General features: G+C 52.4%; 16 protein-coding genes. 10 read left to right on the top strand and 6 right to left on the bottom strand.

Annotated elements, in window-relative coordinates:
• The first annotated feature begins 61 nt into the window (after positions 1–61).
• Together PJDR2_RS30455 and PJDR2_RS30460 are read left to right on the top strand one after the other, a co-directional pair.
• Positions 62–1762, top strand: a complete 1701-nt coding sequence (locus tag PJDR2_RS30455) for an Hsp70 family protein (protein WP_015847595.1) — start codon at positions 62–64, stop codon at positions 1760–1762.
• A 3-nt stretch (positions 1763–1765) separates the two neighbouring features.
• Complete coding sequence (locus PJDR2_RS30460; RefSeq protein WP_015847596.1) at positions 1766–4309, top strand: tetratricopeptide repeat protein; 2544 nt, start codon at positions 1766–1768, stop codon at positions 4307–4309.
• 50 nt (positions 4310–4359) lie between these two features.
• Here PJDR2_RS30460 and PJDR2_RS30465 read toward each other — a convergent pair whose 3' ends face one another.
• A complete protein-coding gene (locus PJDR2_RS30465; protein ID WP_015847597.1) occupies positions 4360–6540 on the bottom strand; it encodes a YhgE/Pip domain-containing protein in 2181 nt (726 codons plus the stop codon).
• A 135-nt stretch (positions 6541–6675) separates the two neighbouring features.
• On the opposite strand from PJDR2_RS30465, the gene PJDR2_RS32235 reads away from it, so the two are divergent.
• The 8 genes from PJDR2_RS32235 (at position 6676) to PJDR2_RS30505 (ending at position 14333) form a co-directional block, all read left to right on the top strand.
• Positions 6676–7479: an S-layer homology domain-containing protein gene (locus PJDR2_RS32235; RefSeq protein WP_015847598.1), complete on the top strand. Its 804-nt coding sequence runs from the start codon at positions 6676–6678 to the stop codon at positions 7477–7479.
• Between the two features lie 76 nt (positions 7480–7555).
• The gene (locus PJDR2_RS32240) at positions 7556–8206 is read left to right on the top strand and encodes a GntR family transcriptional regulator (RefSeq protein WP_015847599.1); all 651 of its coding nucleotides are present in this window, start codon (positions 7556–7558) and stop codon (positions 8204–8206) included.
• 153 nt (positions 8207–8359) lie between these two features.
• Entirely contained in the window at positions 8360–9337 is a 978-nt protein-coding gene (locus tag PJDR2_RS30480; RefSeq protein WP_015847600.1) for a metallophosphoesterase family protein, read from the top strand.
• Positions 9338–9442: 105 nt separating this feature from the next.
• Entirely contained in the window at positions 9443–10264 is an 822-nt protein-coding gene (locus PJDR2_RS30485) for a metallophosphoesterase family protein (protein WP_015847601.1), read from the top strand.
• A gap of 19 nt (positions 10265–10283) precedes the next feature.
• Positions 10284–11069, top strand: a complete 786-nt coding sequence (locus tag PJDR2_RS30490; RefSeq protein WP_015847602.1) for a tyrosine-protein phosphatase — start codon at positions 10284–10286, stop codon at positions 11067–11069.
• Between the two features lie 43 nt (positions 11070–11112).
• Positions 11113–12474: an ABC transporter substrate-binding protein gene (locus PJDR2_RS30495; RefSeq protein ID WP_015847603.1), complete on the top strand. Its 1362-nt coding sequence runs from the start codon at positions 11113–11115 to the stop codon at positions 12472–12474.
• 52 nt (positions 12475–12526) lie between these two features.
• Positions 12527–13495: a carbohydrate ABC transporter permease gene (locus PJDR2_RS30500; RefSeq protein WP_015847604.1), complete on the top strand. Its 969-nt coding sequence runs from the start codon at positions 12527–12529 to the stop codon at positions 13493–13495.
• Positions 13496–13514: 19 nt separating this feature from the next.
• A complete protein-coding gene (locus tag PJDR2_RS30505) occupies positions 13515–14333 on the top strand; it encodes a carbohydrate ABC transporter permease (protein WP_015847605.1) in 819 nt (272 codons plus the stop codon).
• Between the two features lie 254 nt (positions 14334–14587).
• On the opposite strand, the gene PJDR2_RS32245 is transcribed toward PJDR2_RS30505, so the two are convergent.
• The 5 genes from PJDR2_RS32245 to PJDR2_RS30530 all read right to left on the bottom strand — a co-directional run bounded on the left by PJDR2_RS32245 (position 14588) and on the right by PJDR2_RS30530 (position 19194).
• Entirely contained in the window at positions 14588–15403 is an 816-nt protein-coding gene (locus PJDR2_RS32245) for a DUF4358 domain-containing protein (protein WP_015847607.1), read from the bottom strand.
• Between the two features lie 26 nt (positions 15404–15429).
• A complete protein-coding gene (locus PJDR2_RS30515) occupies positions 15430–16581 on the bottom strand; it encodes a DHHW family protein (protein WP_015847608.1) in 1152 nt (383 codons plus the stop codon).
• Between the two features lie 17 nt (positions 16582–16598).
• Positions 16599–18008, bottom strand: a complete 1410-nt coding sequence (locus PJDR2_RS30520) for an MBOAT family O-acyltransferase (RefSeq protein WP_015847609.1) — start codon at positions 18006–18008, stop codon at positions 16599–16601.
• 6 nt (positions 18009–18014) lie between these two features.
• On the bottom strand, positions 18015–18506 hold the full coding sequence (locus PJDR2_RS30525; protein ID WP_150106584.1) for a DUF4358 domain-containing protein: 492 nt from the start codon (positions 18504–18506) through the stop codon (positions 18015–18017).
• A 145-nt stretch (positions 18507–18651) separates the two neighbouring features.
• Positions 18652–19194 carry an NADPH-dependent FMN reductase gene (locus tag PJDR2_RS30530; RefSeq protein ID WP_015847611.1) on the bottom strand — a complete coding sequence of 181 codons (543 nt, stop codon included), beginning with the start codon at positions 19192–19194 and terminating at the stop codon, positions 18652–18654.
• Between the last annotated feature and the right edge of the window lie 45 nt (positions 19195–19239).

Raw genomic sequence — 19239 nt, forward strand, 5'->3', positions numbered from 1 at the left:
GTATAAGCTGTAAGCGAAATTATGTACATAAACAACGAATAACCGCGAACGTGGAGGATTTATGACGATTATCGGAATCGATTTGGGTACAACGAACAGTTTAGTGTCTTACTGGACCGAACAAGGTCCCGTTATTATTCCTAATGCTTTGGGGCAGTCTCTGACGCCGTCAGCGGTTAGCATAGACGAGAACGGCGAGTTTGTAATCGGACAAATCGCCCTGGAAAGACAAATCACCCATCCCGGCATGAGCGCCTCCGTCTTTAAACGGTATATGGGAACAAAAAAGAAATTAAAGCTCGGCGACCAAGAATTTCTGCCGGAAGAGTTGTCCGCTCTCCTTATTAAAGCCTTGAAAGAGGATGCCGAGCATGCGCTTGGCAAGCCCGTTCACGAAGCGGTCATCAGCGTTCCGGCTTACTTCAACGACCTCCAGCGGAAGGCGACCAAACGGGCCGGGGAGCTGGCTGGCCTGCGGGTTGATCGACTCATCTCGGAGCCTACCGCCGCCGCAATCGCCTATGGGCTGCATCTGCGCGATGCCGATACCAAGTTTCTCGTCTTTGACCTTGGGGGAGGTACCTTTGACGTATCCATCCTCGAGCTATTCGACGAGGTCATGGAGGTACGCGCCGTTGCCGGCAACAACTATCTGGGCGGAGAGGATTTCACCCAGCTCCTTGTTGATCTGTTTCTAAGGAAGCATCAGCTTACGGCGGATACGATTGGCGACGAGAAAAGCTATGCCCGCTTGAAGAAGCAGGCCGAGCTGGCCAAGAAGGCTTTTCTAAAGAACAAAATGGTTACGCTCAGCTTCCAGCAAGAAGACAACCTGCTTGCGATGGATATAACCCTGGACGAGTTCGAGCAAGCGGCAAGGCCACTTCTCCAGAAGCTCCGGGAACCGATTGAACGGGCATTGTCCGATGCCAAGCTGAAGGTCCGCGATATGGATGCCATCCTGCTCGTCGGCGGAGCGACAAGACTGCCCTTTATTCGTTCGTTTGTCAGCAAGCTGTTCGGCAAGCTGGCTTACGCGGAGGTAAATCCCGACGAAGTGGTTGCCGCCGGCGCGGGCATTCAAGCAGGGCTTAAAGAACGGCATATCAGCCTGAAGGAAGTTATTCTGACCGATGTATGTCCATTCACTCTCGGAACCTCCATATCCGTAAGAAAAGCGCATGGGCTGCAGGAAGCCGGCCACTTCTTCCCGATTATCGAACGCAATACGGTTATTCCCGCAAGCCGAGTGGAAAAGTTCTATACCATTACCGACAACCAGACCATGATTAAAGTCGATATCCTGCAAGGTGAAGGAAGGTTCGCCAAGGATAATATCTATCTGGGAGAGCTTAATGTGCCTATTCCTCCGAGACCCGCCGGTCAGGAAGGAATCGACGTCCGGTATACCTACGACATTAACGGGCTGCTGGAGGTCGAGGTGACCGTCATCTCGAGCGGTGCGAAGAAAAGCATAACGATCGAGAAAAACCCGGGCGAGATGACACGCGAAGAGATTGCAAGCCGGATTGAACGCTTGTCCGCTATCAAGATTCATCCAAGAGAGCAGCAGGAAAACAAGTGGATTATCGCCAAGGGAGAACGTCTCTTCGAGGAGCGGATTGGCGACGATCGGAAAGACGTGGCTACTCTGCTGAAGGAATTCGAAGACGTTCTTGATAAACAGGATCCAAAGATGATTGGCGAGCAGCGCAAAATCATACTCGCGGCGTTTGAAATCATAGAAGACAAAGGAGAATAAACCATGCGTTTTTTCGAAGTGCTACGGCTAGAGCCTACGACGGATCAAACGGCGATCAAGAGAGCCTATACCCGTCTTGTCAAAATGTACCCGCCCGAAACTCACCAGGCGGAATTTCAAGAGCTTCGCGAGGCCTATGAACAGGCGGTTGCTTACAGCCAATCGGGCGGGGCCGAATCAGACGGCCCGGATGATCCTTTGCTCCAGTTCAAAAGCCAGGTTGAGAAGCTTTACCGGGATTACAACGCCAGAGTGAACGCGGGTAACTGGAAGCTGCTGCTTGAGAGCGAGATTTGCCACCATCTCGATACAAGCGAGGAAGCAAGCCGGATATTGCTGGATTTTTTCGCCGATCATTATTATCTCCCCCATGCCGTATGGGCCGCGTGCAATGAACAGTTCGGCTGGGACAGGAAAAGGGAACAGCTGCTTGAAGGCTATACGGAAGGCTTTGTCGACTATCTCATGGGAAGGATCAAACGGGATAACTTCTTCCGTTACGATAAGCTTAAGCAATGCGAGAACGGTCAGCAGGATATTTTTATCAGCCACTATTTCGAGGGGATGAATACCCTTGAGCAATTTGACTACCATACAGCACTGCAAGCTCTGAACAAGGCGCAAGGGATTGATCCCGGGCACCCTGATTTATTGATACTGAGAGCGAAATACGATATGGCCGTCGGCAGGCTCGAACTGGCTCTAGATCATTTAACCGGGCTTACCAAGCAGGATCCTCAAGATTATTATGCGATTTACTACCGTTCCGGCTTGTTGTACCGCATGGGCCATTATGAAGAAGCATACGCCGGCTATCAATCGATTCTGCCATTGAGACCGGAGGCTACCGATGTCTTGTTCTCTCTCGGAAAATGCGCGGTAAGCATTGGCCTGCATCACGAGGCCATCGGCTATTTGAAGCAGCTGGACGACATTTTGCCGCATGACGAAGAGGTCATTAACCTGCTCCTCTCCGCTTACCGCTTCCGCATTGACGAACTCAACGCGATATATAACGATGAACCGCAGAATATGGAAGCCGGGCATGAGCTCGTTGCGGCTTACCTGGCCTGCCATCAGCTCGAAGAGGCTTACCAGCTGCTTACGGAATTAGAGGAGAAGCATCCCTCCGTCAGATTGTATGTGCAGATGGCGCAAGCGCTCACCCGTCTCGGGAAGAGAGAGCTGGCTCTCTCGACGGTGAACAAAGCATTGAGCCTGTTCCCGAATGAAGTCGACCTCCTCATGTGGAAAGCCGATCTTGTAGAGGAATTCGGTCAAACCGAAGAGGCCATCGCCTACTATAACGAAGTGATCCGGCTTAAGCCGGACGAGGCTATCGCTTACAATAACATGGCTTTCGTGCTGAACCGTCTGGAACGTTACGAGGAGGCTCTGGCAAGCGCGGAAACAGCCGTCTCCTACGAGCCCTCCATGTCCAATTCCTATAGACACAAAGCAGAAGCCTTATTGAATCTCGAGCGTTATCAGGAGTGCTACGAAGCCTGCGAGGCTGCTCTTGAACGGAACAAATTTTACATGGAAGCTTATATTACGGAAATGAAGCTGTATAATGCCGTGGAGCAATCCCATAACGCCCTCGATGTATTTAACCGTGCCGCCCGGCTTGATTTGAAGGACGGCCAACTGTATGTTCAGAAAGCGCGAGCTTTAAAACTGCAGGAGAATTACCAGGAAGCCATTCAGGCATGCGAACAGGCTCTTGAATTGGACGAAAACCATAAGGAAGCCGTCAAGCTCAAAGGAATCTGCCATTATGATCTGGATCAATACCAGGAAGCGCTTCTGGAGCTGAACAAATTAACGGAAGAGTATCAGAAGGAAGAGGAGGCTTGTTATTATGCCGTGCTTAGTTATTATCTCAATAACCAGCCGGATGAAGCCTTAAAGCTGGCCCTTGCCGTCATTAACCGCGGAGCCGCAAGACCGGAAGTATTTTACCATGTCATTGGGGATGTCCATAGGGACAAAGAAGACAGTGAAGGCGCCCGCGAGGCGTACCAGATGGCCGTCGATTATAATCCGGAGTGGCCAAGCTACCGTTATAAATTAGCGCTCTTGTTGAATGATAACCTTACTTGGAGAGAGTGTATCGAGCATTTGGACAAGGTTATCGAGCTTGATCCAAACGCCATTGAGGCCAGGGAAACCAAGCTCCAAGCGTTATTTACACACGCCCAGAACTTTGAAGCCTGTATCCAGACAGGCTTGGAGCTTCTGGAGCTGGACCCGGGCAACAGCGATGCTTACGACTTCCTCGCGTGGTCTTATTACATGCAGGACAAGAAGGAAATCGCAAAGGCATATCTTCAGGAGGGCCTGCAAAAGCATTCCGACCATGTATCCATGCTTCATATCAAGCTGATCATGCTGATGGAAGGCGACCAGTCGAGAGAAGCCTTAGCCGTATGCGACCGTATCCTCGATCTTGATCCTCAGCATGAGGATACGTTAGCCCGCAGAAACGAGCTGCTCGATGCCGGGCAAGGAAGCAAGAAATCCCTGTTCAAGTGGCTTAAAAAGTAAATGAAGCTGCCGGTCCTTGGAGACCGGCAGCTTGTTTTTTACATCCTCATTCAGATCTTAACCGGCATCAGCTGCTCGTCCCGCTGCTTCTTCGTCAAAGCGAAATATAGGCTCGTCAGAAGGATAAAGATCACAACGTAAAAGGCAAGCCGCCCGGCCTGCGCCCACATATGAGCAAAGTCGCCGCTCGAGATCACATCCCTGTAGCCGCGGATGCTGTAGGTCATCGGCAGCCAAGGATTCATCGCCTGCGCCCAGCCCGGCAGCAGCTCATACGGGAAGGTGCCCGCGCTTGAGACAAGTTGAAAAATCATGAGCAGCAGCACAACGAACCGGCCGGGATTATCGAGCCAGGTCACAAAGGCTTGAACAACAAACATAAAAGTAAACCCGGTTAATACGGTGTACAGATAAAATAGCGGCACGCTCTGCACCTTTAATCCCAGCACGTATAGAATAACCGTACTTAATATAAGGGATTGCGCAAGACTCATCACGCCGAAGGTGAGCAGTTTGCTGAGGAACAAAGGAAACCCGTCCGCTTCGGCCGAAGAAGACTGTCTTGCCGAGAACATCGTCGTAAAGACAAGCGAGCCCGCAAACAAGGCCATGGACAGAAAATACGGGGCAATCCCGTTCGCGTACAGCCTCACCTTGCGGTCGTCATTCGCCACAATCGTAACCGGCTCGGCAATCATCTGGATCGTCTTCTCGTCCGCCTTGAGGCTGGCTGTCTGCTCGGCGGCACTCGCCAAATTGTCCGCCAGCTGCTGTGAGCCGGTGGCCAGCTTATCGGCTCCGGTTGTCAGCTCGCCCGCACCGGAGGCCAGCTGCGAGGCACCGCTTGCAAGCGAAGCACCGCCGGCCTCGAACTGCGAGATACCGGATTTCAGCTTCTCCGACCCTTGCGCCAGCTGGCCTGCGCCTTGTCCAAGCTGCTTGCTGCCCGATACGAAAGCCGGGAATTTGGCCGCCATTTGCGATAAGCCGTCACGCAGCTGATCCTGTGCCGACGCCAGCTGCGAGGCGCTTTGCAGCAGCTTGCTCTGCCCGGAGCTTAGCTGCTTGCTGCCGGCAAGCAGCTTCTGCTGCCCGGCATTTAAGGTGCGGCTGCCCGTAAGCAGCTCCTGCTGGCCCTTGCTCAGCTCCTTCGCGCCGCCAGCTACCGCCTGACTTGCCGCCAGCAGCTTCTGCATCGCCGGATCGGCAGCCAGCTCGGCGTTGTTCTCCGCCAGCTGCTTGAGGCCCGCAGCTACCTGGGCGCTGCCGTCTTCCAGCGCCTCGCTGGCGGCAGCCGATGCGGTAAGCCCCGTCTGCAACTGCTTACTGCCGGCTGCGGACTGCTGCAGGCCGGCGTACAGATCATCCGCTCCGCTCTTGGCGGACTGGATCCCGTCCTTCAGCTGCCCCGATCCATCCGCCAGCTTATCGGCTCCCTGCTTCAGCTGCGTTGAAGCCGTACCCAGCTGCGAAGCTCCGGTTGATAAAGTCTCCGCGCTGCTGCTTAGCTTCGACAGCCCCGCATTCAGCTCCGATGCCCCGCTCTCCAGCTGGCCGACACTGGCGTGAAGCTTGGCCGCACCGCCCGACAGCTCCTGCAGCTTGCCGCTTAGCGTCCCCGCACCGTTCTTTAATTGCAACGTACCGTCATGCAGATCCGAAGCTCCGGCCGCCAGCCGCGAAAGACCGCTCGAAAGCTCCGAGAATTGAGAGAGCATACTTCTCGAATACGCCTCAGTCAGATTTTGCGACAGCTTGTTTCGCAGCTCCTTTGTCGCATTTTCGCTGATCTGCCCGGATATAAAGTTATAAAAGCTGTTCGATTCGAAGATAATGTCCGCCTTCTGAGGCGTGTCGCTTGTTAAAGAGGACGCATGCTCGGAGAAATTGTCCGGAATCGTAATCGTCGCATAATACTGGTTGCTGACCATCCCCTCGCGGGCAGCCTGCTCGCTGACAAAGCGCCAGTCGAAGGTCTCATTCTCCTTCAGCTCCTTCACGAAATCCTCGCCGACATTCATCGCTTTCCCTTGATATTCCGCGCCTTTATCCAGATTGACAACGGCAACCGGCAAATTCTGAAGCTTCCCGTAAGGATCCCAGTTCCCCTTAATCAGGAACCCGCCGTACAGCATCGGCACGATAGAAACGCCAAGAAACGTAATGATAAGCATCCTGTTTTTCAGAAAATAACCCAGGTCCTTCTTAAACACTCGAAACGGATTAGCCAATTCGGATCCATCCTTTATCTGTCATTCTTCGTGCCCCTATTGTTTCCTATGCCTTCCACTTCCATTCGACAGCTATTGCATTTAGATTCTCGTACACTTTAATAGAGGACTACATTTTGAAGGGATGCGATCCTGATGAGTCGATGGAAAGCCGTTGTGCCGCTGCTAATCGGTTGTCTCTTTACCTTTGCAATAACGGGCTATGCCGCCTCCCAAGCGGCATACGAAGAAGCGGAGCAGTCATGGGCCGCCCCGGCTTTAAAGGAATGGCTCGATCTCGGATGGCTGCAGGGCTATCCGGACGGGACGATTAAACCGGAGATGCCCGTGACCCGGGCGGAGATGGTATCAATGATCAACAGAGCTTTCGAATTGAGCGACGCTGCCCCCTTCTTTTATCAAGATGTTAAGATTTCCGACTGGTTTTATACCGAAATAGGCAAAGCCGTTCAAGCAGGCTACATACCCGAGGGAGGCAACGGCCGGATAAGACCGGAGCAGATCATTACCCGGGAGGAAGCGGCTCTTATGCTCGCAACCCTGGTTCAGCTGGAGCTTCCGAGAGAACAGGACACCTCATTCAGTGACAATGATCGGATCCCGGAAGCAAGCCGCGGAGCCGTTGCCAACTTAGCGGAAAAAGGAATTGTGCAGGGCTACCCGGACGACACCTTCCGGCCGACGGAGCCGGTCACTCGTGCAAGCGCTGTCAGCATGATCGACAGACTGCTGAAGTCCGGCATCGTGAACCGGACTTACTCGGCTCCGGGTACTTACGGCCTTGAATCCGCCGTCGAGACGGTGTACGGAGACGTTACGATAGCGGCTCCGGATGTTACCTTGCGGAATCTGCATATTAAAGGGGATTTGATTATCAAGAGCGGCAGCGAGGGTTACCGCCTTATCGATGTCGTAGTGGATGGCGGCACGATCGGCTGACATCAGCTTGCCTATAGCATTGCTTTCCGGTTATTTGGTACTATTAGTCTAAAAAACAGATAAAGGAAAATACGCTATGTCCTCCACTTCATTAGAATCTATTGCTTACCGTGAAATCCGGGAACGGATTATGCGGGCTGAATTCATGCCGGGTTCCATGCTCTCGGAGAACGAGCTTGCCGCGCAGCTTGGGATGAGCAGAACGCCGGTCCGCGCCGCAATTTCCCTGCTTGAGCGGGAAGGGCTTGTAGGCTCCTTCCGTGGACGGGGGGTTATGGTGAAGGAAGTATCCGCCCATGAATTCAGCGAGATGTACGAGGTTCTTGTCTCCATGCAGCTGTTCGTGCTGGACACAGCCGCCAAACGGCAGCTAAAGTTCGATATACCAGCTATGGAACGAGTGCTCGAGCAGCAGCAATCCGCCTTGGAGCAAAAGGATTTCTACGGCTACTACAATAGTACTTTGCAATTTACCGAAACCATCCTTAAGACGATCCATAATGAAAGCATGCTGCAAATTATGGAGCTGTACCGCGGCCGTTACGTGTTCAGCACCGTATCCTATCGCATCAAATATCCGCAATATCAGCCAAGCCGTTCCATTCAAACGAACCGCAGTATTCTTGAAGCCATTAAGGCCGGCGATACAGCCGCGGCTAAAACCGCCGTCGCCTCGCAGTACTCGGATACCCACGAACACTTCATTCTTCATGGCTTGATGAAATAAATAGCTGCCAGACCCGCAACCGGAAGTCCTCAGGACTTTCCGGTTTTTTTGTTTTGCTTTTTTACAAATATTCAATCCCACGATTACACACAACTTACATACAACCTGCATACTAAATGGGAAGATAAGAGATTCGAGGAGGTAACGTAAAAGATGACAACCATTCAATTAGGTAAATCCAATTCGGGGATCTGGTTCGACGAAAAACGTTTTGCTACAGACAAACGCCCTTGGTTTGGCGAGCTGCCGCAGCTGCCGGCAGGAGATTTCTCCTTTGCGGTTGTAGGCGACCGCTGCGGTCTTGCTACACCCGGCGTGTTCGAGAAAGCGCTCGACCTGCTGACTGATCTGAAGCCAAGCTTTATCCTCTCCGTTGGCGACTTGATCGAAGGCTACTGGCGAGACCCGGCTAACGTACACGAAGAGTGGGACGAGATTGATGCCAAAATCGGGGCGACAGGCGTTCCGTTCTTCCAGGTTGTCGGCAACCATGATTACGGCAATCCGATGATGGCCGAGGTATGGAGAGCACGCAAAGGCTTCGAATATTATGCATTCCGCTTGAATGATGTCCTCTATTTGGTTGTCAATACCGAGAATCCTCCACAAGAGTTCCCGGATGCCGTTATGGATACGATTAAACAAGCTACTGAACGGTTCAAGCAAAATCCTACTACTCCTCTGGAACAATTATTCAGCGGAATGGCAGCGATGTCGCCTGAAGGAGCAGCCGAGCTGAGTAAGCTTAATATCGGCATCGGCGAAGAGCAGTTAGCCTTCTTCCAAGAAGTATTGGAGAACAACCAAGACGCGAAACACACGTTCGTGACGATGCATAAACCGGGCTGGAAATCGGATAATGCGGATTTCGCGGAGCTTGAGCGCATGCTTGAAGGCCGCTCCCACACCGTATTTGCCGGCCACTTCCACTCTCTTGAATATACCAGCAAAAAAGAGGCTTCCAAGCAATATATTCAGCTCGGCCGTACCGGAGGCTTGACGCATGGCGGCAACCGTTCGGACGAGAATCTGATCCTCTGGGTAACGATGAAAAGCGGTGTTCCATCCTACCGGGTTATCCATCTGGATGGCGTTGACGAGATCGGGAACTATGAGCCGCACGAGCACTAAGCAACCCATCATTTTCAAAAAAAATTAGCTTATGCTTTCGAAACAAGAATCATCATGAACAGCGAAGCTGTTTGTGTGATCATTCTTTTTAGGAGGGTTCTTACGATGGAAAAGCTGAAGTTCGTTCACCTGACAGACACGCACATGAATGCGCCGGGAGTAGACAATCCTTTTGCCAAGTTTAATCTGGCTGACAAAGTAAAACGCGTATTCGAGCATATCAAAACAGCCTCCGTATCCCCGGCATTTGTTGTGATCACTGGCGACCTGACGCATGAAGGCAACGTTCAGGACTACGAATACATCCGCACGATTGTTGACGAAGGCTCCGCCCTGCTTGGCGTGCCTGTCCATGTCGTCCTTGGCAACCATGACCACCGCGCTCCGTTCCGCGAAGGCTTCCTGAAGGAGGAGCCTTCCGAGCAAGCCTACTACTACTCCCATACGATTCAAGGCGTTCGCCTGATCGGCCTTAACTCCCAAGTGAAAGGCCAGCATCACGGAGAGATCGACGCCGAGCAATTGGCATGGCTCGAAGATACGCTCAGCACGCCGGCTGAGAATGGCACAATCGTAGCTCTGCATCATCCGATGCTGAACATTAACGGCATGCCTGCCGACCACGTGCTTGCGAACCGCGATCAGCTGGGCAACGTGCTGGAAGGCACGGACGTTATTGGCGTCGTAGCCGGCCACGTGCATACGAACAACGTAGGGACTTATAAAGGCATTTGCCACGTAGCGGCAACAGGAACAGCCTTCGGCGGCGAAGCTGCTGAAGACAATCATTTCAAGATGGTCGATTTCTGCGGCTACAACATTGTCTCCGTCTACGAAGAAGGCGTTACGGTACAAACCGTTGTTATGCCAGGCATGCAGGATGAGTTTTTCCGCTTCCCCATTGAAGCTTTGATGGCCCACAACTAAGAGAAAGAGGGTTCTCCCCATGACGAATCAAGTAATGCCAATAGGTCTGCTTCCCTTGGAAGGCGTCTTTAACTTCCGGGACATGGGCGGCTACCGAACAGAGGGCGGCCGTAAGGTCAAGAAAGGCTTATTGTTCCGTGCCGCGGAATTAACCGGACTTACGCCGGAAGATCACCGCATCCTTGAAGCTTATAATCTGCGTCATGTCTTCGATTACCGCAATCGCGGCGAAGCCGAGCAAAAGCCCGATCCGCAGATCGGACAAGCGGTCAACATCCGTATTCCCGCGAACGCAGCCGCGGAAGATGCGCCAAGTCTCGATCTCGAGAAAGTATTCGCCAGCGGGCTTCACAACCAGTTCTCGGAGAACATGCTTCATGATCTTTACGCCGCTCTTCCGATCCGGAATGATTCCTACAAGAAGCTGATGGAGCTTCTTGCAAATCCGGAAGCGAATCTGCCGCTTGTCCAGCATTGCGCCGGCGGCCGTGACCGCACGGGCGTAGGCAGCATGCTGATTCTGCTGACCCTTGGCGTACCTTATGAAACGGTGCTGGAGGATTACCTGCTGTCAAATGTAACTCTTGAGAAATTCCATCAGCAGATGTTCGACATGGCAGCCAAATATGTCAGTGCCGAAGAGCTCCGGAAAATCGAAGAAGCGATGCTGCTGCAAGAAATGTATTTGAAGGCTACGCTCGACAGCATTATCCGCGAGTATGAGAGCTTTGACCGTTATTTGCTGGAGGAATTCGGCATTGACGAGGCTATGAAACAACGGATTCAAGATTATTGCTTGGAATAGATCAAATTAAAAACTTCTACTATAGCGGAGGGAAACACTCATTATGAAACGTCTGGCAAAAGGCGCTATCGCGCTTATGACGGTAGGTTCGCTTATCATGGCTAGTGCCTGCGGAGCAAACAGCAGTTCGAACAACGCGTCCGGCAACGCGGCGGCGAATTCGAGCAATCAAGCAGCCAATCAAGCAGAGCTCGGAAAGCTTGATCCGGCTAATCCGACAAAGGTTACTTTCTACTCCTACAGCCTTGCTTACCCAACGATGAAAGCCGGCATGGAGCAGCTGATCCAAGAGTTCAACGACACGGTTGGCAAAGAAAAAGGGGTTATTGTTGAAGGGGTGCCCGACGCCACTTTTCAACAGTACAAAGCGGATATCTCGGCTGGCAAAGAAGTCGATGTCGTGCAACATACGTTCAATCTGCTCGACAGCTCCCGTCTTGGTCTTGGCTTCAAGGCTTACGAGGACGTATTCCCTAAGGCAGAGCTGGACGAGCATCTGAAGGACATCTCGCCAAATGCGCTTGAGCTTGGCAAAATCGACGGCAAAATGTACGGGCTTGCCTTCACCTTCAGCACGCCTATCGTATTCATCAACGGCAAGCTGTTCGAAGAAGCCGGTCTTGATCCGGCTAACCCGCCAAAAACTTGGGATGACGTTAAAAAAGCATCGCTGCAAATCAAAGAAAAGACCGGCAAAGACGGCTTTGGCCTCTCGCCTCAGAACGGTTGGGTAACGGAAGGTCTGATCTTGAGCAACGGCGGCCGCGTATTGTCCGAAGACCGCAAGCAAGCGGAGTTCGCTAATAAAGAAAGCGTCGATGCGATCTCCATGTGGAAAGACCTGTACATGAACGGCGCATCGGCTAAAGGCACGGACACGGAAGTTTCCGAGCAATTTATGGCTGGCAATCTCGGCATGTACGTCTCTTCCACATCGCTGTACAGCGGCATCAAGAAAGCTTCCGAAGCCGGCGGCTGGAAAGTGTACGGCGGCGCTCTTCCGCAATTCGGCGATAAGGAATCCATCCCCGTCAACTCCGGCTCCGTCCTTGCCGTTCGTCCGGATTCTCCCGAGAAAAATGCGGCCGTATGGGAATTCATCAAGTTCGTTACGGGCGACAGAGGGTATACCATCATCACGTCCCAAATCGGTTACCTGCCGCTTCGCACGAAACTTGCCGACGACCCGAACGGCCTGAAAGATTTCGTTGAACAAAATCCGCTCTACAAAATCAACCTGGAGCAGCTGTCCCGCATTCAGCCGGTCGCCATCTGGCCTGGCGAAAGCGCAACGGAAATGGTAACAGCCTTCACCGACGCTATCGTAAAATCCGTTTCGACGGACGCAGACGTCGAACAAACGCTTAAACAAGCGCAAGATCAAATCAACGGCTTAATGCCTTAATGAACAGCCATAACACTTGGAGAGCGTAACTCTCCGTAGGAAAGGAATCGTTATGAGCCAAACATTCGAAAACTCGTATGCCCCCCCTTTAAAGGGGAGTCCCGCAATTGCTAGAAGACGTCTGAATAAAGCCAAGCTATGGCGGCTGCTCAAACCGTTCGTCTACTTGGCTCCTGCCATTATCCTGTTGTCCGTCTGGATGTACAAACCGCTCGTTACGACGTTCTACCTGGCTTTTCACAAGTGGAATATGGTCCCCGGTACAGACAAGAAATTCGTCGGGCTGGAAAACTTCGATAAACTGTTTCACAACCCGGCCTTCCTTGATTCCATTGGCAACACCGTATTTTATACGGTAGGACTGCTTCCGTTTTCCATTCTGATCCCGCTTGTCCTTGCCGTCGTCACCAACAATATGAACGGCAAGATGAAAAACTTTTACCGAGGCATCTTCTTTATTCCGATGATTCTGGCTCCCGTGTCGGTCAGCGCCATCTGGCGGTGGTTATTCCATCCCTCGAACGGCGTAATCAACCATATCTTGCTTAAGATGAACCTGATTGATCAGCCCATCGCCTTTTTCTCCGACGCGAATTTCGCGAAGTGGATTATTTTGCTCATTACGGGCTGGAAAATGATCGGCTTCAGCGTCATTATGTTCTCGGCCGCCCTAACCGGCATTAACCGGGAATATTACGAAGCGGCTGCCATTGACGGCGCGTCCGGCATGCGCCAATTCATTAACGTTACCGTTCCACTCATGTCGCCAATGATTATGTTCATGATGATGATGAGTATCCTGTTCTCCAGTCAATGGACATTTGCTTATATCGATATTTTAACAACGGGCGGTCCATACGGTACCTCTACGAACATTTACTACGAAATGTACCGTTTCGCGTTCTCGAACTTGAATGCAGGCTTCAGCTCGGCAGCGGCGCTAGTCTTCTTCTTTATATTTGGCGTAATCGCGCTGCTTATGAATGCAGCGTCGCGCAAGCTGTCGTTCTACGACAATTAACGGTGAAGGAGAATGTTCGATGAACCAACGTTCCCCGGTACTGGCGTTCCTGCGACATGGGGCGCTGGCACTGATGTGTATCATAGCGATTATTCCGCTGTACTGGATGGTCATCTCTTCGCTGAAGAACGACTCCGAGATTTTTACGGACAGCTTCTTTCCGAATGCGCCGACCTTCAGCAACTATACGTATGCGTTTTCCCAGATGCCGATTGTACGGATGATCTTTAACTCGTTTGCCATCTCCATTACGATGACGCTGCTTCAGCTGGCAACCAGCCTGCTTGCGGCTTACGCTCTCGTACGCTGGAGATTCCGCGGCAAAGGTCTGATTTTCTCGGTTCTGAGCTTGACCTGGCTTATTCCGTTCCAGGCGATTATGATTCCGAACTATGTTCTGGTTAACGACCTGGGACTGAATGACTCCATGCTTGGCATCGTGCTTCCGTTCTGCGTATCCACCTTTGCCATTCTGTCGCTCTATCAATCGTTTCAGTCTTTCCCAAGCGTTCTGATCGAAGCGGCCTGCATCGACGGCATGAACGACTGGGACATCTTGGTGAGGCTCATTATCCCTAACATCAAATCGGGAATCGCTTCGCTTGGCATCATCTCGTTCATTAATGCTTGGAATGAGTATTTGTGGCCGATGCTGATTACGAAAAAGATGGAGCATTCACCGATTCAGATCGGCCTGAAGCTGTTCGTCAACTCCGACACGAATATGTGGGGCTCCCTGATGTCCGCCACCACCGTCTCCTGTCTGCCAATCCTGATTATCTACCTGCTTCTCCGCCGGCATATCGTGGATTCGTTTATCCGTTTCGGGATTAAATAGCCGGTTACTATTCGAAAAAAAGCCATGAACTCCTATGACGGAGTTCATGGCTTTTTGTTTATCGCGCTTTCCTCTTCCTCCGATGGTAGATCAACCATCCCATCCAACCAAGCCCCAGCGCGAGCAGTACGCCAAGCAACACGATATAAGACAAATGGAACAGGGATTCATTCATTTGGGTAACCTCCTTAAACGCCAGTTCTTACCCAAATAGGATGAATCTAACGCGTCAAATTATACGGCATCTTTTTTTCTCACTTTTTCACCGCAGCCTTGAATGCTTTCACGAGATCATCCGCGCTCTCCGAGATAACGAAGAGGACGTAGTTGCCCTGCACGACAATTTTGTAGTTCTTCGCATTCTCGTACTGATCCTGCAAATACGATTCGAACTGCTTCTGAACCGCTTCGGCGCGGCTGACCATGCCTTTCTTCACCGCGTCGATATCCTTCTCCTTCTTCACCTTAAATACGGCAATTTCGTTTGTCTTTACGTTCATAAGGGGCATACGACCCGAGAAATCGGCAAGCGTCGAGGTATCGATGCCGTATTGGTTCTTCACATCGTCAGCCGACATAGCCATCAAGGCAGGCTGTTCAACAGCCTTCAGCATCGCTTCGATGATATCATTTGCCGCAGCCTCCGCGGACGGGCTTGGGCTAGGCTTGACGGTTGGCTTTGGCGTTGGTTTAGGCGTCGGCTTTGGCGTAGCGGACGGCTTCGCGCTTGGCGAAGGCGTTGCCGCCGGCTTCTTAGCCGGCTCGGAAGGCTTCGCGCTTGGTGCCGGTTCCTTCGAAGGCGCCGGCGTTTTGCTTGGCTCGGCTGAAGCGCTTGGCGAAGGATCCGGGCTTGCGCTCGCCGACGGACTTTCGGCCGGAGTCTCCGATGCTTCTTCGCTTGGCTGCGCATCCGGGCTTACGGACGGACTTTCTTCCGCGGGGGCCGTAGCCGTAGGAGTTGGCGATGCTGCCGTATTGCTGCTGCTATTATTGTTATTGCCGCCGCAGGCGCTTAGCACGCCGCCCATAATCATAGTGGTGAGAAGAACAATGATGGCACGTTTTTTCATGTAAAAACTCTCCCTTGTTATATCGATTATTTGCTGAGCTTGAGAATCTCGTTGTTCTCCGAGAAGGTTGCCGTATTAAACAGCATAAGCGTGTGGCTGATGCCGTTCGCTTTCATGTATTCGCTAATGCTGCCGTTGTAATAGCGCATATCAATGACATGAATTTCTTTGACATGCTGCGCCAGGAAAGGCAAGACGCTATGGGCATACGAATCCTTGACCACAAGCAGCTTGTCCAGATCCTCTTCGCCCTCCGGAATATCGCTGGTCAGCGTCATAAGCGCATGAACGCCGCCAAGGAAATACGAATATTTATCTTTTTTCGCGAGAAAGCTCTCGTCGTACAAGCCGCTTGAGGTCGTATCGGTATCCGCTACATACACCGACGTGGCCACCGGCTTCTTCGGCAAAAAGACCTGCAGCGGATCCGGCTTCACCAAACTGAATTGTCCGCGCGTATGGTAGCTCCCGAGGAAGGAATCGCTAACGGTCTTGACCGTATAATCCGATAGCGGATGCGGGGTCCAGCCCATCTGCTTCGCATAAGCCTCGTAAGCATAATAAGCGCCAAGCGTCGTCCAGTGGTGGTCGGTCCGGTAATAGATCCGGTCGGAAACATGCGGCATCAGAACGTCGAACCCGTTGATATACGTCAGATTGGCAAGTCCCTGCAGCTCTTTCCCTACCGCTTCGTTCACCTGATCCTGCCGGTCATGCGGCGCTTTCCAAGGAAGCTTATCCGGATAAAGGCCGATGGAGGTCGGAGCAAGCAGCAACGTCAGCTCGGAATCCGGGCTAGAGGCGGCAAAGCCCTTCACGGCATCCGTATATTGAGCGAGCAAGGCCGGATCCGGCTTCGTAAACTTCTCGAGCAGGTAGCCGTCCTTCCCTTTGTAAATCCCGTTGTTCTCCTGCTGAAGCCGCAGCTGCTCGGAGAGCGACTTCACCCATACCCACTGCCCGCGAAGCGGAAAATGGTCCGTGACGAACGTTTCCGTCTCCTCGGCAAACTGCTTGGAGATCAGATGGTCCCAGGTCAGCTTGGGCTCCGCCTGCAAATACCGGTTCTCGAGCTCGGAGAACTTTCTCGCCGGCGAGAAGAGGAAGATTAGGGCGAGAACAAAGATCGTCGCGATAAACCAGATGGCGAGCAGACGGTCGGTTTGTTTTTTCATCATGGATGTCCCCCTTGCTGTCAGAAACGGAAATACAGGAACGGATTAAACGTCGCGTCGACGAGATAAGAGACGGAGAGGAAGAACAGGACAAACAGCCAGGCAAAGCCGGCCAGCGAGCAGACGGCCGATAAGCTGCCGTTCTCCCGCGCGGGCGCCGTCCGCTTCCTCCAGGCGATTGAAGCCAGAACAAGCACCGCAAGCAAACCCAGGTTCGTGTACAAGAAGTACACCGTCCCGTCATTCCAGACAGGCTGGCCGCTTAAGCCAAACATCGCTTTCAGATAGCCGCCTGCCTTCGGCAGCTCGTCAAAGGCGAAGAGCACCCACCCGATCAGAATAAGCAGGCTGGCATAGACATGCCGGATCCAGCGCGGCGCGCGGGAGAGCAGGCGTAGACCGGCCCATTTTTCGAAAATAAGAATAATGCCGAAATACAAACCCCACAGCATGAAGTTCCATGCCGCCCCATGCCAGATTCCGGTCAGAAGCCAGACAATCAGGATGTTGCGGAGCTGCTTCGGCAGTCCCTTCCGGTTGCCGCCAAGCGGAATATAGACGTAATCCCGGAACCAAGTACTGAGCGATATATGCCATCTGCGCCAGAAATCCGTAATGCTTTGCGCCGTATACGGCTTATTGAAGTTCTCGTTGAACCGGAAGCCGAACATCAGGCCAAGCCCGATCGCCATATCCGAATAGCCGCTGAAATCGAAATAAATCTGGAACGCGAAAGCGATAATGCCAAGCCATGCGGTCAATACCGGCAGCGTGCCCGCATCGGCATCCGAAACCGCATGCCAGAGCAAGCCGATATTATTGGCCAGGAGCACCTTTTTGGCCAGACCGATAATAAAACGCCTTACTCCTTCCGCAAACATCTCCATCGTCACGCGGCGTTCCTTCAACTGCTCCGCCAGCGTGTTGTACTGCACGATTGGCCCCGCGACAAGCTGCGGGAACAAGGCCACAAACGTACCGAAATCAATCCAGTTGCGCTGGGCCTTCGCCGTGCCCCGGTACACGTCGATAATGTACGACATCGATTGGAACGTATAAAACGAGATGCCGATCGGCAGCGCCAGCTCCGTCAGCGGAATATCCGTGCCAAGCAAGGCATTGAGGTTGCTGACCGCAAAGTCGGCGTATTTGAAATACGACAGCAGCGCCAGATTCACGATAACCGAGGCGACCACGATTCCTTTGCGCCGCTTCGGACCCCACTCCGGCTTGCTTAACAAGAGACCAAAGCTGTAATCCGTCACCGTCGAAATCAGCATAATGACGATATAGACCGGTTCGCCCCAGGCGTAGAAGACGAGGCTGGCCAGGAACAGAATCAGATTTTTCCCTCTTCGCGGCGACAGCCAATAGAGCAGGAATACCGCCGGCAAAAAAATAAACAGGAATAACAGGCTGCTAAATACCATAGCCGGCTACTTCTTTTCGAAGAAGGCGTTAAAAGCGGCTGCCATCTCATCCGCATGCTCATCGATAACGAATAACACGTAGCTGCCCTGCACGGCCGTTTTATAGTTTTTGGCGTTCTCGTATTGGTCGGGCAAGTAGCTCTCGAATTGCTTCTGAACGTCTGCCGCGCGCTGCTCCACGGCTTTCTTAACCGTCTCCAGGTCTTTGGCGTCTTTCACTTTCAGAACCGCAACTTCGTTGGTCTTCACGTTCATTAGAGGGGTGTTGATGGAATACGCTTCGAGAAGAGCCGGATCCAGATGGTACAGGTTCTTCACCCCGTCAGCATCAAGCTCGGCCTGCCGCGGCTGCTCGTATGGCTGCACAAGCTTTTCCGCCATTTCTTTCGGGGTTAAAGCGGTTGCGGGAGCTTTGTGGCCGCTGCCCCCATCCGAGCAGGCGTTCAATGTCAGAATTGCGATAACCGTAAATAATAGTAATAACAATGGTTTTTTCACGTCTAGCACACTCCTTGATGTAAGGTAATTAATTCGGAAACGGTCATTGCTACTGACGTTAAATATGACAAGAAGGTTACATATACCGTTAATTAACAAAAAAAAGAGCATCCTCCGGGGAGGATGCTCTTCGTAAGGCAATCATCTATTGTCTAAGCGTCTTAAGCGCGCCGCTCCAGGCAAGAACCTGGTCCAGCATGCCGTTTACGTTCGTCAGATGAAGATCAGCCGGCTTGAATACCGAGCCGTTCTCAAAGTCCGTGAACAGCGACAGCGCCGGATGAACGCGTACGTCAGCTACCGACAGCTCGCCGAGAATTCCGCGAAGATGTTCAGCCGCGCGGGCGCCGCCCACCGATCCGTAGCTCACGATGCCGGCTGCTTTGTTGTTCCAAGCATCACGCGCGAAATCGAGCGCATTTTTCAAGGAAGCCGTGATGCTGTGATTGTATTCCGCTACGATAAACACGAAACCGTCGAGGCCCGCCAGCTTCGCATTCCAAGCGCCTGCTTGCTCCGAAGCATCCACTTCCCCAAACATCGGCAGCTTGTAGTCTGCGACGTCTACGATTTCATAGTTAGCATCGCCGCGTTTATCGGCAACACCCTTCACCCACTCGCCTACTTGCGGACATACGCGTCCTTGGCGAGTACTTCCCAAAATAATCCCGATATTCAGATTAGACATGATATACCTTCTTTCTAGGAGATAGTTAAACGATTTGAACCTTGC

The sequence above is a fragment of the Paenibacillus sp. JDR-2 genome, from assembly GCF_000023585.1.
Taxonomy (GTDB): Bacteria; Bacillota; Bacilli; order Paenibacillales; family Paenibacillaceae; genus Pristimantibacillus.

Bases quoted from the DNA above. Each gene is read 5' to 3' on its own strand.
- PJDR2_RS30455 (WP_015847595.1), top strand. From the start codon at position 62: ATGACGATTATCGGAATCGATTTGGGTACAACGAACAGTTTAGTGTCT.
- PJDR2_RS30460 (WP_015847596.1), top strand. From the start codon at position 1,766: ATGCGTTTTTTCGAAGTGCTACGGCTAGAGCCTACGACGGATCAAACG.
- PJDR2_RS32235 (WP_015847598.1), top strand. From the start codon at position 6,676: ATGAGTCGATGGAAAGCCGTTGTGCCGCTGCTAATCGGTTGTCTCTTT.
- PJDR2_RS32240 (WP_015847599.1), top strand. From the start codon at position 7,556: ATGTCCTCCACTTCATTAGAATCTATTGCTTACCGTGAAATCCGGGAA.
- PJDR2_RS30480 (WP_015847600.1), top strand. From the start codon at position 8,360: ATGACAACCATTCAATTAGGTAAATCCAATTCGGGGATCTGGTTCGAC.
- PJDR2_RS30485 (WP_015847601.1), top strand. From the start codon at position 9,443: ATGGAAAAGCTGAAGTTCGTTCACCTGACAGACACGCACATGAATGCG.
- PJDR2_RS30490 (WP_015847602.1), top strand. From the start codon at position 10,284: ATGACGAATCAAGTAATGCCAATAGGTCTGCTTCCCTTGGAAGGCGTC.
- PJDR2_RS30495 (WP_015847603.1), top strand. From the start codon at position 11,113: ATGAAACGTCTGGCAAAAGGCGCTATCGCGCTTATGACGGTAGGTTCG.
- PJDR2_RS30500 (WP_015847604.1), top strand. From the start codon at position 12,527: ATGAGCCAAACATTCGAAAACTCGTATGCCCCCCCTTTAAAGGGGAGT.
- PJDR2_RS30505 (WP_015847605.1), top strand. From the start codon at position 13,515: ATGAACCAACGTTCCCCGGTACTGGCGTTCCTGCGACATGGGGCGCTG.
- PJDR2_RS32245 (WP_015847607.1), bottom strand. From the start codon at position 15,403: ATGAAAAAACGTGCCATCATTGTTCTTCTCACCACTATGATTATGGGC.
- PJDR2_RS30515 (WP_015847608.1), bottom strand. From the start codon at position 16,581: ATGATGAAAAAACAAACCGACCGTCTGCTCGCCATCTGGTTTATCGCG.
- PJDR2_RS30520 (WP_015847609.1), bottom strand. From the start codon at position 18,008: ATGGTATTTAGCAGCCTGTTATTCCTGTTTATTTTTTTGCCGGCGGTA.
- PJDR2_RS30530 (WP_015847611.1), bottom strand. From the start codon at position 19,194: ATGTCTAATCTGAATATCGGGATTATTTTGGGAAGTACTCGCCAAGGA.